At 35.7% G+C, this 18,299-nt stretch carries 18 protein-coding genes; 6 read left to right on the top strand and 12 right to left on the bottom strand.

What is annotated here, in order from left to right; translation table 11 throughout:
* Positions 1 to 14: 14 nt before the first annotated feature.
* The 3 genes from VI621_RS06735 (at position 15) to VI621_RS06725 (ending at position 2,626) form a co-directional block, all read left to right on the top strand.
* Positions 15 to 536: a MepB family protein gene (locus tag VI621_RS06735; protein WP_324217619.1), complete on the top strand. Its 522-nt coding sequence runs from the start codon at positions 15 to 17 to the stop codon at positions 534 to 536.
* 75 nt (positions 537 to 611) lie between these two features.
* Positions 612 to 1,811, top strand: a complete 1,200-nt coding sequence (locus tag VI621_RS06730; protein WP_324217618.1) for an MFS transporter — start codon at positions 612 to 614, stop codon at positions 1,809 to 1,811.
* A 404-nt stretch (positions 1,812 to 2,215) separates the two neighbouring features.
* Positions 2,216 to 2,626 (top strand): hypothetical protein, encoded by a 411-nt coding sequence (locus tag VI621_RS06725; RefSeq protein ID WP_324217617.1) that lies wholly within the window; start codon positions 2,216 to 2,218, stop codon positions 2,624 to 2,626.
* 67 nt (positions 2,627 to 2,693) lie between these two features.
* On the opposite strand, the gene VI621_RS06720 is transcribed toward VI621_RS06725, so the two are convergent.
* The 3 genes from VI621_RS06720 to VI621_RS06710 form a co-directional block, all read right to left on the bottom strand.
* A complete protein-coding gene (locus VI621_RS06720) occupies positions 2,694 to 4,106 on the bottom strand; it encodes an FAD-binding oxidoreductase (RefSeq protein WP_324217616.1) in 1,413 nt (470 codons plus the stop codon).
* Between the two features lie 54 nt (positions 4,107 to 4,160).
* Entirely contained in the window at positions 4,161 to 4,799 is a 639-nt protein-coding gene (locus tag VI621_RS06715) for a peroxiredoxin (protein ID WP_324217615.1), read from the bottom strand.
* A 311-nt stretch (positions 4,800 to 5,110) separates the two neighbouring features.
* A complete protein-coding gene (locus tag VI621_RS06710) occupies positions 5,111 to 6,322 on the bottom strand; it encodes an MFS transporter (protein ID WP_324217614.1) in 1,212 nt (403 codons plus the stop codon).
* Between the two features lie 240 nt (positions 6,323 to 6,562).
* Here VI621_RS06710 and meaB point away from each other — a divergent pair, with 240 nt between their 5' ends.
* Positions 6,563 to 7,651, top strand: a complete 1,089-nt coding sequence (gene meaB / locus VI621_RS06705; RefSeq protein WP_324217613.1) for a methylmalonyl Co-A mutase-associated GTPase MeaB — start codon at positions 6,563 to 6,565, stop codon at positions 7,649 to 7,651.
* 2 nt (positions 7,652 to 7,653) lie between these two features.
* Here meaB and VI621_RS06700 read toward each other — a convergent pair whose 3' ends face one another.
* Both VI621_RS06700 and VI621_RS06695 read right to left on the bottom strand, forming a co-directional pair.
* A complete protein-coding gene (locus tag VI621_RS06700; RefSeq protein WP_324217612.1) occupies positions 7,654 to 7,884 on the bottom strand; it encodes a hypothetical protein in 231 nt (76 codons plus the stop codon).
* 76 nt (positions 7,885 to 7,960) lie between these two features.
* Entirely contained in the window at positions 7,961 to 9,337 is a 1,377-nt protein-coding gene (locus VI621_RS06695) for an MATE family efflux transporter (protein WP_324217611.1), read from the bottom strand.
* A gap of 235 nt (positions 9,338 to 9,572) precedes the next feature.
* Here VI621_RS06695 and VI621_RS06690 point away from each other — a divergent pair, with 235 nt between their 5' ends.
* Positions 9,573 to 10,085 (top strand): hypothetical protein, encoded by a 513-nt coding sequence (locus VI621_RS06690; RefSeq protein ID WP_324217610.1) that lies wholly within the window; start codon positions 9,573 to 9,575, stop codon positions 10,083 to 10,085.
* A gap of 54 nt (positions 10,086 to 10,139) precedes the next feature.
* Here VI621_RS06690 and VI621_RS06685 read toward each other — a convergent pair whose 3' ends face one another.
* On the bottom strand, positions 10,140 to 11,021 hold the full coding sequence (locus VI621_RS06685; RefSeq protein WP_324217609.1) for a PPK2 family polyphosphate kinase: 882 nt from the start codon (positions 11,019 to 11,021) through the stop codon (positions 10,140 to 10,142).
* A gap of 148 nt (positions 11,022 to 11,169) precedes the next feature.
* Here VI621_RS06685 and VI621_RS06680 point away from each other — a divergent pair, with 148 nt between their 5' ends.
* Positions 11,170 to 12,003 carry a DUF6929 family protein gene (locus VI621_RS06680; RefSeq protein WP_324217608.1) on the top strand — a complete coding sequence of 278 codons (834 nt, stop codon included), beginning with the start codon at positions 11,170 to 11,172 and terminating at the stop codon, positions 12,001 to 12,003.
* 229 nt (positions 12,004 to 12,232) lie between these two features.
* Here the strand turns inward: VI621_RS06680 and VI621_RS06675 are convergent, their stop codons facing one another.
* The 6 genes from VI621_RS06675 to VI621_RS06650 form a co-directional block, all read right to left on the bottom strand.
* Positions 12,233 to 13,198, bottom strand: coding sequence for a hypothetical protein (locus VI621_RS06675; RefSeq protein ID WP_324217607.1), 966 nt, complete (start codon positions 13,196 to 13,198; stop codon positions 12,233 to 12,235).
* 237 nt (positions 13,199 to 13,435) lie between these two features.
* A complete protein-coding gene (locus tag VI621_RS06670) occupies positions 13,436 to 15,070 on the bottom strand; it encodes an ABC-F family ATP-binding cassette domain-containing protein (RefSeq protein WP_324217606.1) in 1,635 nt (544 codons plus the stop codon).
* Between the two features lie 98 nt (positions 15,071 to 15,168).
* Positions 15,169 to 15,387, bottom strand: a complete 219-nt coding sequence (locus VI621_RS06665; RefSeq protein WP_324217605.1) for a putative signal transducing protein — start codon at positions 15,385 to 15,387, stop codon at positions 15,169 to 15,171.
* A gap of 22 nt (positions 15,388 to 15,409) precedes the next feature.
* Entirely contained in the window at positions 15,410 to 16,024 is a 615-nt protein-coding gene (locus tag VI621_RS06660; RefSeq protein ID WP_324217604.1) for a DEAD/DEAH box helicase, read from the bottom strand.
* Positions 16,025 to 16,113: 89 nt separating this feature from the next.
* Complete coding sequence (locus VI621_RS06655; RefSeq protein ID WP_324217603.1) at positions 16,114 to 17,277, bottom strand: sigma-54 dependent transcriptional regulator; 1,164 nt, start codon at positions 17,275 to 17,277, stop codon at positions 16,114 to 16,116.
* Positions 17,278 to 17,510: 233 nt separating this feature from the next.
* Positions 17,511 to 18,299 (bottom strand): ABC transporter permease (locus VI621_RS06650; protein WP_324217602.1); only part of this gene is annotated, 789 nt, incomplete at its 5' end.

Raw genomic sequence — 18,299 nt, 5'->3', positions numbered from 1 at the left:
CAAATGAATACACCATGGATAGCATTAATCTAATTCACAGTGACCTGATTGCTGCGAAGGAACTTGTTTATGATATATGCAATTTTGATTGTACACAACCCTTAAAGGAAGCCGAAAGCGCTGAATACGGAGCATATGAATTCGGTCTTAATGGTCAATCTGTTAAATTTCGTACTGCTAAAATCACTCCAACAAAGACAGGACAATTTGTTACTTTATGGAAGAGAAATGGAAAAGGCCCTATTCAACCCTATGATGTTTCAGACTCGGTAGATTTATTTATTATCAGCACCCGAAAAGACAACTTTTTCGGACAATTTATTTTTCCAAAATCCATTCTTTGCGAACAGGGTATAATATCAAATAATGCTAAAGAAGGTAAACGTGCCATTCGGGTTTATCCGCCGTGGGATATAACTACAAGTAAGCAAGCACAGAAAACCCAGAAATGGCAATTGGACTATTTTCTGGAAATTCCTGATAATGGCATTATAGATATAGATCGCTCAAAAATGCTTTACCGTTCAGAAGGTTAGATTGCTTAAAATAAGCTATATTTAAATAATAAACTTTAGTAAAAGATGATATTCCATTAAACAAAAAACTTCAATTTGAAATACATCACACGCACGGTTTGGATTTTATCAATAGTCAGTTTGTTTACTGATATGGCAAGCGAAATGCTTTATCCAATCATGCCTATTTATTTGAAGACGATTGGTTTTTCTATTGTGCTCATCGGTATTCTTGAAGGTGTTGCAGAAGCTACGGCAGGACTTAGCAAAGGATATTTTGGCAAACTTTCCGACAATTCAGGTAAACGGGTTCCTTTTGTAAAAATTGGTTATACTTTAAGTGCGATCTCTAAACCCATGATGGCATTTTTCATTTACCCGATTTGGGTTTTCTTTGCACGAACGGTGGATCGTTTTGGAAAAGGAATACGAACGGGCGCCAGAGATGCGATACTTTCAGACGAAGCCACACAGGAAACAAAAGGAAAAATATTTGGTTTCCATCGCTCCATGGATACTTTAGGTGCGGTTTTGGGACCCTCATTGGCTTTGCTTTACCTATACTTTCATCCGCAAGATTATGAAACACTTTTTTATGTTGCTTTTATTCCGGGGCTTTTGGCAGTTTTAGCTTCGTTCTTGCTCAAGGACAAAAATAAAATAATTCCGATAAAGAATAAACCAACCTCTTTTTTCTCTTCCTTAAACTATTGGAAAAGCAGTCCTGAAATTTATCGTAAAGTGGTCATTGGATTATTGGCTTTTACACTATTTAATAGTTCAGATATTTTTCTGTTATTGAAAGCAAAACAATCGGGGCTCAGTGATACTATGGTTATTGGCCTTTACATTTTTTACAATTTGATCTATGCTTTATGTGCATTTCCAATAGGTATACTTGCAGACAAAATTGGATTAAAAAAAATGTTTATTTACGGACTGTCATTATTTGCAATAGTTTATTTAGGAATGGGTTTAAGCACGAACAGTTACGTTATAGCCGGACTCTTTTTACTTTATGGAATTTATGCCGCTGCAACCGAAGGGATTTCGAAAGCATGGATTAGCAACATTACTGACAAAAAAGACACGGCAACAGCAATCGGAATGTACTCGGGTTTTCAAAGCATTTGTACCATGTTGGCCAGTTCCTTAGCCGGACTGATTTGGTATCAATTTGGAGCAAGTGTAACGTTTATGCTAACAGGAATTGTGACCCTTTTCATTATTGTTTATTTTGTGTTTTCAGTTATGCAGAATGATGGTAATAAAAATGAAGAAAAAGCTATGGATTAAACAAAAACCTCATTTATAAAAAATGACAGGGAAATTTTATACATATTAAAGAGATCTATTTCCTATTAAAGAAAATAATTTTTACATTTACCTAAATTAAGAACTGAAAATAAAACTTTAAAATCAAATATCATGGCAAAAAGTCAAGACGCAAAGAAGACTGAAAAAAAAGAACCTCTTAAAACCGCAAAGGAAAAGAAAGAGGAAAAAAGAGAAAAGAAAAATACACCTAAAAGAGATTAAATAACTAACCCTTTCTGAGTTTAAAAACTTTGAAAGGGTTTTCTTTTTAGGCAAGATTCTGAAAAAAATTTAAAAAATATTCCATAATATACTTGATGTTAAAAGGCAAAGGCTAATTTTGCAAAATAATATCACACAATTATTCACTTTATAAACACCGAATGCCAAACAGTTCCACTTACTCTAATTTTTTCAATAAAGTAAAAACAAGTATCCATGAGGGTACTTTTGCAAAACTGACCTTAACCAAAACTATTGGTCAGCCTGAATTACAAAATATTTATGTGAGAACAATTGTGGTAGATGATATCTTAAAATTATCTCTTACTTTTAAAATTTATAAAGACGGTTTAGAGGAAATTGAAAAAATTATTGAACTGGAAGATCTGGAAACCGAGTTGGTGCCGTACATCAATAATCCATTTATGTGGGGTTTATTGTTTACCACCGAAGCTGATATTACAATGAAACTGAATAAAAAACGATTGGCAACTATTACCGAACAACCGCCAACCTTTAAAAATCCGGATCAGATACTTAAAGATTTTATTACAAAATCACAACAAGAATAAGTTCAACCTATATTTTATAAAACAAAAAACTCCGAAATAGATTCGGAGTTTCTTTTTATTAATAGAATTACAAATTATCCGGAAAAATCTTGCCTGGATTTAAAATTCCATTGGGATCAAAAACCGTTTTTATTCCTTTCATCAACTGTAATTGTGCTGTATTGAAAGCAATATCCATATAATTTTTTTGGACGAAACCAATGCCGTGTTCTCCGGATAAAGTTCCTTTTAAAGAAACGGTCAGTTCAAAAATTTCCCGAATGCCTTTTGGAATTTCTGTGTTCCAGTCGGAGTCAGACATAGTGCCTTTTACAATATTCACATGCAGATTCCCATCGCCTGCGTGACCATAACAAATCGATTTGAAACCGTATTTATCGCCAATCGTTTTAATCCCTTCTAACAATGTGGGCAATTCATATCTTGGTACCACGGTATCTTCTTCTTTATAAATAGAGTTTGATTTTACGGCTTCACCCACGGCTCTTCGCATTTTCCAAAGGGCATTTTTTTGGTCCTCGGTATCGGCAAACAGCACCTCGTCAATTTGAAATTGCTCTACTACACCCATTATTTTCTCCGCTTCCGCAAAAAGAATATCGGGATAATTGCCATCAACTTCTATCAGAAGATGGGCCTGAATTCCGTCGTTAATCTGAACATTAATACCCTCAACAAATTTCAAAGTCCAATCAATCGCATCGCGCTCCATAAACTCCAAAGCACTTGGTACAATACCGGCTCTAAAAATAGCAGAAACGGCTTCACAGGCCTCTTTCGCGGAATAAAACGGAACCAACATTAATATATTATTGGTGACTTTTGGCAACAATTTCATGACAATTTTGGTGATAATACCCAATGTCCCTTCGCTACCCACCATGAGTTGTGTCAGGTTGTAACCTGTAGAATTTTTGAGCGTGTTGGCTCCGGTCCAAATGATTTCGCCATTGGCCAAAACGACTTCTAAATTCAACACATAATCTTTTGTCACACCGTATTTTACAGCTCGAGCGCCACCAGCATTTTCTGCTACATTCCCTCCTATCCAGCAGCTGCCCTGGCTGCTTGGATCTGGTGGATAAAAAAGATTTTTTTCGGATACGATTTCTCGTAAAACCTGAGTAATTACGGCAGGTTCAACTGTTACCTGTAGATTTTGCTCATCAACATGAAGGATTTTATCGAACCGTTCCATCGAAAGTCCGATGCCTTGATGGACGGACAAAGCGCCTCCGCTCAGACCGGTTCGTCCGCCAATCGCAGTAACTGGAATTTTATAATGATTGGCTACTTTCAAAATAGCCGAAATTTCTTCTGGAGTTCCCGGTTTCAAAACGACGGCGGGCGGAAAAACATAATCTTCGGTTTCGTCGTGACCGTAATGATTGCGGGTTTCCTGATCTAAAAAAAGAAATGACTGCCCTACAATTCTTTCAAGTTGGGCAATCATTTCGCTATTTAATATAGTATATTTCATAAAAGTAAATTCAAGAATAAAGTACCGATTCGATACAAATATTCCTCAAAAATACTATTTATTTGGTTGCGGTGTCATTCTTAAATAAGGTTTTATTCTTCGGGATCCTTTTGGGAATTTCAAAGGAATATCCTCGTCTTTTACCGATAGTCCGATAACAACATCTTCGCCTTCTTTCCAGTTTGCCGGAGTGGCAACCTTATATTCTGCTGACAATTGTAAACTATCGATAACGCGCAACAATTCGTCGAAATTCCGTCCGGTTGAGGCAGGATACGTCATCATTAGTTTTATTTTTTTGTCAGGAGCAATCACAAAAACAGAACGAACCGTAAAATTTTCATTTGCTTTGGGATGAATCATATCATACAACTCGGCAATTCTTTTGTTTTCATCAGCGATAATCGGGAAATTGACTGTTGTATTTTGGGTTTCGTTGATGTCTTTAATCCATTTAAAATGGGAATCCAATCCGTCAACGCTCAGCGCAATGACTTTGGTGTTTCTTTTTTCAAATTCTTTGAAATAATTGGCAACAGTTCCTAATTCGGTGGTGCAAACCGGTGTGAAATCGGCGGGATGCGAAAATAATACGCCCCAAGAATTGCCTAACCAATCGTGAAATTTTATTCTACCTTGTGTAGTTTCTGCTTCAAAATCCGGAGCTATATCTCCTAATCGTAATGTTGCCATGGTAATATTATTTTATTGATTATTAACACTCTAAGGTATTGAATTAACCGTAATAAAATATTAAAACTAAAGTTAAAATTGAAATAAATATTTTATGGAAATGAAATAGTAGAAGTATATTTCTATTGTAATTTATGATTTTAGAAACCGAAAATTTATTATTTACCGGAATGCCCTAGCCATGATAGAAGTGGAAATCCTTTTCTTTTTTTCTTTAAAAAAGAAAAGATTACTTCACTATACTTTTATTTTTCATTTGAGTTCAGTGAATTTCATTTGCAACGGATAGCGGGAAACAGCTCCTGAAAAAATTATTTCTTTTTTAAATTGGGTAAAAAGAAGGCGACAATTCCTATCAACGGTAAATAAGCACATAAATAATACACGTAAGTTATGCTGGTATGATCGGCTAAATTCCCCAATAAAGCGGAGCCTAAGCCGCCCATTCCAAAGGCAAATCCATAGAAAAGTCCGGAAACCATTCCGAGTTTTTTGGGCAGTAATTCTTGTGCGAATACCAAGATAGCCGGGAAAGCTGATGACATTATGGTCCCTATGATGACGGATAAAACCCCGGTCCAAAACAAATCGGCGTAAGGCAATAATAAGGTAAATGGTGCGGCGCCTAAAACGGAAAACCAGATGACATATTTTCTGCCAAATTTATCGCCTAAAGGACCACCGATTAACGTTCCGATGGCACATGAAGCCAGAAATAAAACCAGATGAAACTGGGCTTCCTGAACAGACAGTGCAAATTTCTCCATTAGATAAAACGTAAAATAACTGGACATGCTCGCCATATAAAAGAATTTCGAAAATATCAAAACCATTAAAATTATTACTGAAACAATGATTTGTTTTTGTGATAAATCAGGCAAATTTATAACTGTTTTTTTGGTAGACCTAAGACTTAAATGATTTTGATACCAAAGCGCTATTCGACTCAAAACAATCAATCCGATAATGGCGACTGCGACAAACCAAATAATGTAATATTGTGTGTTTGGAACTACAATTAAGGCTACTAATAAGGGTCCCAAAGCGGTTCCGGCATTGCCTCCCAATTGAAAAATAGACTGTGCCAAGCCACGTTTTCCGCCTGATGCCAAGAATGAAATCCGGGAAGCTTCGGGATGGAAAATGGAAGAACCTATTCCGACGAAAATTACCGAAATGATAATCATAGAAAAACTGGAAGCGTAAGATAAAATCACAATTCCTGACATGGTAAATAACATTCCGAAAATCTGGGAATATGGTTTTGGCCTTTTATCCGTATACAATCCCACGATAGGCTGCAATATGGAAGCGGCCATTTGATAGGAGAAAGTGATTAATCCGATTTGCGTAAAAGACAAATTAAAATTTTCTTTTAAAATCGGATAGGCTGCCGGAATGACTGCCTGTAACAAATCGTTTAATAAATGAGCAAAAGCAATGGAAAAAAGTATGGAATAGACCGTTTTTTTGGCTAAATCGTGGTTTTCAATTGGGTCATTTATATCTGTTGCAACTTTCATTATGCGTGATTTTTATGCAAAAGTACTATTAAAAGAGAATATGAATTACACTAATTTTTATTAATTTATTCCTGTTGATTTATGGAACACAGATTTCACAAATTTGCACAGATTTATTTGTGAAAGTTTGTGAAATCTGTGTTTAAATTTTTAATAACATCAGAATTCGGATTTAATATTTTTATGTCAATTAGCGTAATTCATGTTTAAATACTAATTTTACTCAAACGATTTTAAGTTTTGGAAAACAACAAGAAAAAACAGTCTGCACTTCACGAAAAAGCCGGAATTACATCTCCTGAAATTATCAGCTCGGCTTCGGTGGCACACATAAAAAATCTGAAGAAGCATCAGCCTTCGTCGGAGGAACTGATTTCAGGAATTTTAGCCGGAAATATTGCCGCTTTGAGCAGAGCCATTACTTTGGTGGAAAGCACTCAGGTATCGCATCTGGAAAAAGCCAATGAAGTGATTAATGCGTGTTTGCCCCATGCCAATAATTCGGTTCGCATAGGAATTACCGGTGTTCCCGGTGTTGGAAAAAGTACTTTTATAGAAGCTTTTGGGAAATATCTGACTGGTTTAGGAAAAAAAGTGGCCGTTTTGGCCGTTGATCCCAGCAGTACGATTTCACACGGAAGTATTCTCGGCGATAAAACCCGAATGGAGGAATTGGTAAAAGACGAAAATGCCTATATTAGACCTTCGGCTTCGGGAGAAACATTGGGCGGTGTCGCCCGAAAAACCAGGGAAGCCATCACGCTTTGTGAAGCTTGTGGTTTTGATACGATTATTATAGAAACTGTTGGTGTCGGGCAAAGCGAAACTGCTGTGCACAGTATGGTGGACTTTTTCCTATTATTGAAAATTTCTGGTGCCGGTGATGAATTGCAAGGCATCAAACGCGGCATTATGGAAATGGCCGATGCGATTGTTATCAATAAAGCCGATGGTGATAATATCAGAAAAGCCAATTTGGCAAAAACCGAATTTAATCGGGCACTGCATTTATTTCCTACTAAAAAATCTGGCTGGACGCCGACAACTTCGACCTGTAGTGCTATTACTCACGAAGGAATCAGTGCTATTTGGGAAACGATTTTGAAGTTTTTAACACTGACCAAAGACAATCAATATTTTTTTGAAAAACGAAAAGAACAAAACCAATACTGGATGTTAGAAACCATCAATGAACAATTAAAATTGAACTTTTACAATGATCCAGAAATCCATAAATTATTGGAAGAAAATAAAAAAGCAGTGCAAAACAATGAAATTTCACCGTTTGCCGCTGCTCAGTTATTATTGGAAAAGTATTTTAAAAAATAAAATTATTCTTTCTCGTAACGCTCCATTTCCCTATCGTAAAAAGCATTTGCCTGTTCGATAAGTCCTTCCATTTCAACATTTAATTCTGCCTCATCAAGATCTTCGGCTTCTTCGATAAATTCTACTTCATCGTCTTTTAGATTGATGATGAATCGAGGATAATCCAAATGAACGATGAAAATATCTTCCGGAAAATCGGTGTTGTCGCCTAGTAAAAATTTTGGTAATTCCATGTATTGTTAATTTGATGATTTATTATAGTAATACTATTAATTATATGTAAAATGACTCTATTTATAGGTTGTTAAATTAACTGTTATTTCTAACGAGCCTATTTGTTAATTTATGAAAGCGAATATACAAAAATAAAGCAGCAACTGTTAGCCCCGCCAAAAGTCCAATCCAAACGCCCACTGATTCTAATTTGGTGTATTTTCCAAGATAAAATGAAATCGGAAATCCTACTACCCAATACGCCACAAATGTAATGTACATTGGGATTTTCACATCTTGCAATCCTCTTAAAGCCCCGAGAACAACCACTTGGATTCCATCTGAAATTTGAAAAACAGCCGCCACCAATAATAATTTGGAGGCAATCAGGATTACTTCTTTATTTTCGAGTGCTTGTGCCGTATCATTCATATTTAAGAAAAAGTGAGGCAGCACTTTATGTAAAACCACAAACAGTAAGGCGAATATGATTTCAACGATAATAGCCAATAAAAAAATTGATCTTGCAACCACTATCAGATTTTTATAATCCTTTAAGCCTTTTTGATTACTTACTCTAATCATGGCAGTCACATTCAGCCCCATTGCAAACATAAAAGTAGTTGTTGCTAATGTCAGTGCAATTTGATTGGCCGCCTGACTGGTTTTACCGATAGAGCCCGTCAGCCAGATTGCCGCTGTAAACAAAGCCACTTCAAATAACATTTGCAAAGCCGAAGGAATACCTAAATCAATTATCTTTTTTAAGACTGATTTTCGTATTTCTTTGAAACTGAAATTTTTAAAATAACGTCTTATTTCTTTATCATTCCTTAACAGGTAATGCATAAAAACCACCATCATAATTCTTGAAATCACGGTTCCTAATGCCGCACCGAGAATTCCTAATTTAGGAAAGAACCAGATCCCATAAATCAATACATAATTAAAAAAAACGTGCACCACATTGGTCATAAAAATGGCGTACATAGAATATTTGGTTTTTGACAAACCATCAGCAAATTGTTTGTAGCCCTGATAGATGATAACCGGAATTAGCGAAAAAGCAACCCAATCAATATAAGGCGAGGCCAAATCGATTACTTCTTTGGGCTGGTGCATCAGGTACATTATCGGTTTTGATAAAACAATCAAAATAAATAATATAACTCCTAAAACTGTACTCAATAACAAACCATGGTGAAAGGTGGTACGAATCTTTTTATCGTCATTTTCTGCATCCGCTTCTGCGATAATAGGTGTTATGGCAGTTGAAAAACCAATTCCAATTGACATGCCAATAAAAATAAAACTATTCCCAAGAGAAACCGCAGCCAATTCTGTAGAACCAAGATTCCCAACCATGATGTTATCTACAATTCCAATTAAGGTATGACCCAGCATTCCCAGAATTACAGGGTAAGCTAGTTTTAAATTATAAGAAAATTCTTTAGTGTATTGAGAAAAATTCACTTTGTTGTTTTTTTAAGTCCGCAAAGGTAAGTAGAAGCTTTTGATTGATTCTTTATTATTTGATTAATAAACTTTCTTTTACTGTAATTTTTTTCCTTAATACATAATTATGTAACAAATCGCAATAATTGTGTAACATTTACCTGATATATTGGCTTACATTTGCACTCGGATTTTTGATGGTATCAAAGTATCATATAACCAAAAATCACATTTAACAATAAAATTATTTATTATGAAGATTAAAGCATTATTAGTATTAGCCATTTCAATTTTTTCAGCAAGTAATGTTTCTGCTCAAGAAACTGCAGAAACAAAAGCAACAAATTATGATCAAAGTTTCCGTTTAGGATTTGGTTTGAATGGTGGTGTTCCAGCAAATGATTATGTTTACGATTATTCTTTAGGTGCTGATGTTAGACTTCAATATGATTTAACAAAAAGAACGTCTTTAGTATTAACAACAGGTTTTACTAATTTGTTCATTCAAAATGACGTGAAAGATTTAGGATTCATTCCAGTAAAAGTTGGTTTCAAAGCTTTTGTTTGGGAAGATCAATTCTATGTTCTTGGTGAACTAGGTGGTGGTTTTGCAGTTACAAATGATTACAAACAAGATACTTATTTATGGGCTCCAGGTATTGGATATGCTAACAAAAATTTCGATCTTAGTTTACGTTACGAATCTTACACAGAATATGATACAGACCAAATCGCTTTGCGTTTAGCTTACGGTTTTGAATTGTAGATTCATTCTATTACATACAAAAAATGCTCTGATTAACTTCAGAGCATTTTTTTTTTATAATTCTTTCTTCAATATTTCTTTATACATTTCAATATTAGCTTTAATATCATCATCCAATTCGGGTTGATGAATATCGGAATGTTTCTGCATTTCTTCCAAAATAATTTTGCCTACAATATAACGCGCCATTTCCTTATCGTCGGCAGGAACCACGTACCAAGGCGCATTTTTTGTAGAAGTATTATTTATTGCTTCTTCATAATAATGCATATAATCGTCCCAAAGTTCCCTTTCTTTCAAATCGCCAGTCGAAAATTTCCAATTGTGTTTGTCTTCCTCCAATCGTCGCAATAGGCGTTGTCGTTGCTCCTCTTTACTTAAATGCAAAAAGAATTTCAACACAATTATTCCATTTTGCGCAATGTGTTTCTCAAAATTATTGATCTGCTTCATTCTTTTTTTCCAAAACTTAGGCGTAATATCTTCCACCTTTTCTATTCCGGGCAGATTCTCATATAGGATATATTCCGGATGAACCCGAGTAACCAACACATTCTCATAATGCGATCGGTTGAAAATTCCAAATTTTCCTTTTTCCGGCAAAGCCAAATAATGACGCCACAAATAATCATGCTCCAGTTCACTTGAATTAGGTGTTTTAAAACTATTCACCACAACCCCTCTGGCATTGGTTTCCTTAAAAACTTCACGAATCAAACTGTCCTTTCCTGAAGTATCCATGCCTTGCAGGCAAATCAGCACAGCATAACGGTTGTGCGCATACATCACTTCCTGAATTTCGCTGAGTTTGGTTCTTACCTTCGCCAATTTATCTTCCTGTTCCTCATCATCGCCATCAACATCAAGCAACGTAGGCATTTCAGAAAGTTGAATTGCATTTACAACTTTAAAATCATCGGGATTAATAGACTTCATAGGAAATATTTTATATTTACATCTTCAAATATAAATAATTATTAGGAGCTATTTCCAGCTATCCGTTGCAATCTTTCCTTGCTAAAAAAGCAAGCAAAGGATTTCCACTGCTATCTGGGCTAGGGCATCTCCTTATCCAAATAAAATCATGCAAAAATTCACCTTAGAATTGCTTTTTCAAATTATCGGAATTGGTTCTGCCTCAGGATTGGTTTACAAAGACAATTCCCTTTTTATCATCGGTGACAACAGCGGATTCCTTTATGAATACAATATCGACACATCCGATTTGAATCGTCATCCATTAATTGAAAATGCCTCTGAAAACATTCCCAAAAAAGACAAACCTGATTTTGAAGCAATAACCCGTTTTGGAGATGACTTATATATTTTTGGCTCGGGCTCTACCGAAAATCGGAACAAAATGGTACAAATCAATCCAAAAACCAAAGAAATCATTGCAACAACGGATTTAACCGATCTGTATTTGGTTATGCAAAATTTCGGAAAAATAAAACCCGAAGATTTCAATATAGAAGGAGCGATTTACAATGGAGAAACTTGGTTTTTGTTCAATCGTGGTAACGGAAAGGCAAATAAAAATATCATTTTTACCATTCATGCAAAAAACTTAACCAACGAATTCAATATACTTTCTAACGATTATAAACTACCCAAAATAAAAGGAGTACGGGCCAGTTTTACCGATGCTGTTTTAGTCGAAAATAAAATTTACTTTTTGGCCACCGCCGAAGACACCACTTCTACCTATGATGACGGCGAAGTTTTGGGAAGCTTTATTGGTTGTATCGACATCGAAACCATGAAAATTGACTTCACCAAAAAAATAACCGATACCCATAAACTTGAAGGATTGGCTTTATTTAAAAACTCAAATGAAAAAATTGAATTCCTGCTTTGTGATGACAATGATACCGATGAATTGAAAGCCAATATTTATAAATTGACTTTAATTAAATAAAAAAATCCCGTCCAAGAATTTCATGATAAAAAAAGAGACTGTACTATTTTACAATCTCTTTTTTGTTTTAATATAATAGAAATCTAGGAAGTTTGTTTTCAACTCTTTTATAAGGCTATCATCTGTCTCTTCTCGAAGGGGCATTAAATTCTCTCGTTGGTCGGGATGAGGGTGCTACCGGCCTTGTTGACGGAGCTACAGGTCTGGTTGAAGGTGCCATTGGTCTTGCTCATGGTTCTACTGGTCTCGTTGTTGGAGCTATAGGTCTTGTCGAAGGCGAAACTGGTCTCGTGGTCGGTGCCGTTGGCCTGTTTCTCGGAGTCACCGGTCTTGTTGAAGGGCTCGATGGACGTACCGTTTCTGGTCTTCTATAAGTTCTTCCTTGATAAGTTGGATTGTATCTTCCAATTCTTCTGTTTTGGAGAACTGTTGGAGAACTGTTTCTGCTTCTGATATAATGAGAATAGCGAACTGGATTTCTTACAAAAACCGCTCTGCGATAAAAATGATTTCTATAATAATGGTTATGATAATCCCAATAATTATAATAATATACTGGTTGCCATGGGTACCAATAAGGCGGATAATAACCCCAATGCCAAGGAGAGATATAAACTGAAAATACCGGAGAAAACAAGTGGACAATTACAGGCCAATCATTGACATACAGAAAGCCATTGCCATTTAAATTTGTAATGGAATAACTGTTATTTATAATTACGGTTCTTTCAGTAGTAAAACCTGGATTTGGTGTTTCTGAAATATTTATAACAGCTGGTTCTACAATATAATTTTTACCATACAAATCTTCATCACCGATAATCTGGACAATAATTTTACCCGATTTATTTTTTTCGACTTCTATAACGGCAATATCCTGATATTCTTTGCTGTTTATTGCATCTCGAAGCACAATAGAATGTGAATCACCATCTTTATAACTAACTACTTCAATATAATCTATGGCATTGTCATTATTCAAATCCAGATTATTGATTTTTGTGTCTTTATCGTTAATTGCTTTTTCAAAAGCTTCCAATGTAGGCGATTTTTGAAAAACCTCCAATACGGCATACAAATTAAGATTGTCTCCAGGCAAACCTAAAGCTATAGGCTCATTGTTGTTTTGAGAAAACAGAGGCAAACTTAACAAACTAGTCACTATGACCATCATGGATAAAATTAATTTTTTCATGACTTTAAATTTTATACATTGATAATAAACAGGCTCACTAAGGTACAAAAAAAATACATTTAAAATACTTATTACCAGTACTTTAAATGTATTTTTAAAATTATATTTTTATATTTTATTGAAATGCAATCTTACCTATAAACAAAGAGTTCTAATGAAGAATCCATTTTAAACTCAGATTAAAAATCAATATGAACAATATTTAAAACTATGATCTAAAAATAGTTTAGCTGTTTTTTATTTCTCAATTTCTCTTAAATTCTCCATTTTCTTGTGGGCTAAGAAACCGGTAATATCTTCAAAATGTTCTTTTACGCGTTTGTTTCCAAATTCAAAAACTTTGGTCGCTAATCCGTCCAAGAAATCACGGTCGTGAGAAACCAAGATTAATGTTCCGTCAAATTCACGCAAAGCGTCTTTGATGATGTCTTTGGTTTTCATATCCAAATGATTTGAAGGCTCATCAAGAATCAATAAATTAACAGGTTCCAACAATAATTTAATCATTGCCAAACGCGTTTTCTCGCCACCAGAAAGTACTTTTACTTTCTTGGTCACATCGTCACCATGAAACATAAAAGCGCCTAAAATATCTTTAATTTTTGTTCGGACATCACCAACGGCAATATCATCAATGGTTTCGAGAATAGTTGCGTTTCCATCCAATAAAGACGCTTGATTTTGTGCAAAATAACCAATTTGGGCATTGTGGCCAATTTCTAAACTTCCGCCATTGATTTCAATTTCTTTCATGATGGCTTTGATCATGGTCGATTTTCCTTCCCCGTTTTTCCCTACGAAAGCTACTTTTTCGCCTCTTTCAATCACCATATTGGCATCTGCAAAAACTACATGGTCACCATAGGATTTCGACAAATCTTTTACGATTACCGGATATTGACCAGAACGAGCAGCAGGTGGGAATTTTAATTTCAAAGCCGAAGTGTCGACCTCGTCAACCTGAACAATAACCAGTTTTTCCAACATCTTAACACGGGATTGAACGGCATCAGTTTTAGAAAATGTCCCTTTAAAACGATCGATAAAAGTCCTGTTATCCGCAATCATTCGTTGCTGCTCGTCATAGGCTTTTTGCTGATGCACACGTCTGTCTTTTCGTAGCTCTAAATAATGGGAATATTTGGCTTTATAATCGTAAATCCGCCCCATTGTTACTTCAATAGTACGGTTGGTAATATTATCTACAAAGGCTCTGTCGTGCGAAATCACCACAACCGCTTTGGCAGAATTAATCAGGAAATCCTCTAACCATTGGATACTTTCGATGTCCATGTGATTGGTTGGCTCATCCAGCAAAATCAAGTCCGGTTTTTGTAAAAGTATTTTGGCCAGTTCTATTCGCATTCTCCAACCTCCGGAAAATTCTGAAGTTTGGCGTGTAAAATCTTCGCGAACAAAACCCAAACCAATTAATATTTTCTCTACTTCGGCTTCATAATTCACTTCTTCGATTGCATAGAATTTCTCGCTTAAATCGGAAACTCTTTCAATCAGTTTCATATAGGCATCGCTTTCATAATCGGTGCGAATCGTCAACTGTTCGTTGATTTCATCCATTTCTGCTTTCATGCTGAAGATTTCACCAAAGGCTTTTGATGTTTCTTCCATAACCGTTGCGCCGTCTGTAGTCAACAAATGCTGAGGCAAATAGGCCACGATTGCATCTTTTGGTGCCGATATGTTTCCGGTTGACGGTTTGCTTTGACCTGCAATTATCTTAAGAAGTGTTGATTTTCCTGCTCCATTTTTACCCATTAGGGCAATTTTGTCATTTTCATTTATCGCAAAAGAAACATCGCTAAATAAAGTAGTTCCGCCAAATTGAACGGAGATATCGTTAACTGTAATCATTATTATGTATTGTTATATTTTTCGATTAATAGACAATCGATTTTTTGAAGGTGCAAAGATAAGAAATAAAAAAGGCTAAAAGTTAGAAGAATAAAATCCTAAATACTCAACCTAAATTCCTCAATCACCGGATTGGCTTTTGAAAAATCTGTTTCCTGAATGAATACTTCCACTGCCTGACCGGAAGTTCCAAAACCAGCTAGTCGAGCCGATTGTATGTTATTTTTTAAAACGGTTTCTACACCAATGGCTTCGATTTTTTGTTGCAACGCTTGCGCTAAAATTTCGCTGCCTGAAAATATTTTCATTAATCCCATGTTGTAATTTTTTATATTATTTTTAATCCTCGATTTCAAACAAAAAGGGTTCCACAAGCATTTTTTCAGCAAGAATTTCTATTCTTTCTGTAAGTTGTTCCGAAAAAATAATACGTTGTGTTCTGGTAATACTGTTCGAAATACGCATCATTTTGGTTTCATGACGCAGTTTCAAAATTGGATCCGCATCATCAAGAATAAACATTTTTAGGCGGTTTATATTATAACCCGCTGTAGTAAACATTTCACTAAGTTTATTGGGTGTACCAATCAGCACATCAATTCCGGTAGAGATGTAATTCTTATCATATTCCGTATCGCCTTTGTCATGCACGCCATACACTCTCAAATCGGTATAATTGCCTAACTTTTCGAAAAGTTCTTCCATTGCCAATACTTTGGCTTTGTCTTCCACAATAATCAAAGCGCGTGGTGATTCTTCACCTTCGGAAACCAATTGTTGAATCACATTCAGCACAATGGTGGTTGATTTTCCGCTTCCTTTTGGAGCAATAATAATGCAATCGGCGCCACTTTTCAGGGTTGAAAAGGTTTCTTCCTGCAACTGATTCGCTTCGGTTAGACCGTTTTCAATTAACGCTTGTTGTAACTTTTCGTTTAATTTTTTTAATTTCATATTTTTTATTATAAGATTAAAAAATTGAAAAATTCAAAGATTCGATTCTGTATTAATCTTTGAATTTTTCAATCTTTCAATCATTAAATTTATTTAGAGGCAAACAGTTTTACATCATTCTCAGAAATCTCATTTCCGCCCAGGATAATCAAACGTTCTACGACATTTCTAAGTTCACGGATGTTTCCGGTCCAATCGTATTCTTTTAACAAATCGATGGCTTTTTCAGAAAAATGTTTTACTGCATTTCCTTGTTCGGAAGCAATTTTTTCGGCAAAATGAGAAATCAATAACGGGATATCATCTCTTCTGTCATTCAATGCTGGAACCTTGATTAATATCACCGCCAAACGATGGTATAAATCCTCACGAAAACGGCCTTCGGCGATTTCGGTTTTTAAATCTTTGTTGGTTGCTGCAATGACGCGAACATCGACTTTGATATCTTTATCAGCTCCTACTCTGGTAATCATACTTTCTTGTAAGGCACGCAATACTTTGGCCTGTGCCGAGAGACTCATATCGCCAATTTCATCTAAGAAAATGGTTCCTTTATCAGCAGCTTCAAACTTTCCTGCACGGTCTTTTACTGCAGAGGTAAAGGCCCCTTTCACGTGACCAAATAATTCGCTTTCTATCAATTCTGATGGAATGGCGGCACAGTTCACTTCGATTAATGGGAAATTAGCTCTTTCACTTTTTTCGTGCAATTGATGCGCAACCAGTTCTTTTCCCGTTCCGTTGGGTCCGGTGATTAAAACTCGTGCTTCGGTTTGGGCGACTTTATCAACCATTATTTTGATGTGGTTAATGGCATCGCTTTCGCCAATCATTTCGTAATTTTTACTGACTTTTTTCTTTAGGATTTTGTTCTCGACAACGAGTTGTTTTTTATCTAAAGCGTTACGAACCGTATTCAACAACCGATTCAAATCCGGTGGTTTTGAAATATAATCAAAAGCTCCGAGACGCATCGTATTGATGGCCGTTTCCATGTCGCCATGACCGGAAATCATGACCATTGGGATTTCTGGTTTTATTTTTTTGACGGCTTCGAGTAATTCTACTCCGTCCATTTTTGGCATTTTGATGTCGCACAATACCAAATCGTAATCGTTGTTTTTTATTTTTTCAAGTCCGGCAGCACCGTCTTCGGCATCTTCTACTTGGTACGTGTCGCTTTCTTCGGAAAGTATTTTTGTGAGTACTCGTCGGATTGCAGCTTCGTCTTCTATGATTAGTATTCTTGACATTTTTGTAAGTTTAAGATTTGAACTTTGAAAAACAAAATTCGTTAATTAGCATTCGTCTATCATTCTAAAGAACTCTCGTTTATTTTGTTTTGCAAAATTACTAAAAATTCGAATGATTCCTCTTTTAGCCCCGATTGCAGTGAAAATCCTTTTTGTCTGCCGAAAAGGCGGACAAAAAGATTGTAGCGGAAAGCGGGAAAATGATTTATTGACAAAAACCAAGCCACTCGCTCCTAATACTTCAGCCATTTGTATAATTCGCCCCAAGTTGGTTTTTTACCGTACATTAAGATTCCTACACGGTATATTTTTGCGGCAAACCAGACCGTAAAAAAGAAGGTTCCGAAAAGTATGGAAATCGAAAGTGCCAGCTGCCACCAAGGCACGCCAAACGGAATTCGCATCAGCATGACAATAGGTGATGTAAGCGGAATCATAGAGAATACGGTGGCGATTGTTCCGTGCGGATCGTTCATTACTGTAAAAAATCCGATGTAAACTCCCAAAATTAATGGCATGATGATAGGCAAAAGAAATTGTTGCGAATCGGTTTCATTATCAACTGCGGCACCAATAGAAGCGTAGAATGAACTGTACAAAAAGTAGCCTCCGATGAAATAAATCACAAAACAAATGAGTAATGTTGCGATGGGTAAATTCCATAATTCTTTAATATACATTTGGGCTGTCCCGGCTAATTCTTGTTGCGCTGATTGCATTACTTCTGGCGGAATTTTAGCTGTTGGTCCAATATTTACACCAAAAAATATGGAAGCGGCAAGCATTAAGGTCATTCCGATGATTGCCCAGATTACAAATTGAAGAATTCCTGCTAATGATGTTCCAATGATTTTACCCATCATTAATTGGAATGGTTTTACCGAGGAAATGATGATTTCGACAATACGATTGGTTTTTTCTTCGATGACACTTCGCATGACCATGTTGCCATAAATAATAATGAACATCATGATTAAGTATCCGAAAACACCTCCAATTCCGATTTTAATTTCATTAAGCCC

Source organism: Flavobacterium sp. (assembly GCF_035292545.1).
GTDB lineage: Bacteria > Bacteroidota > Bacteroidia > Flavobacteriales > Flavobacteriaceae > Flavobacterium.
This window is presented reverse-complemented; position numbering and strand designations above follow the sequence as displayed.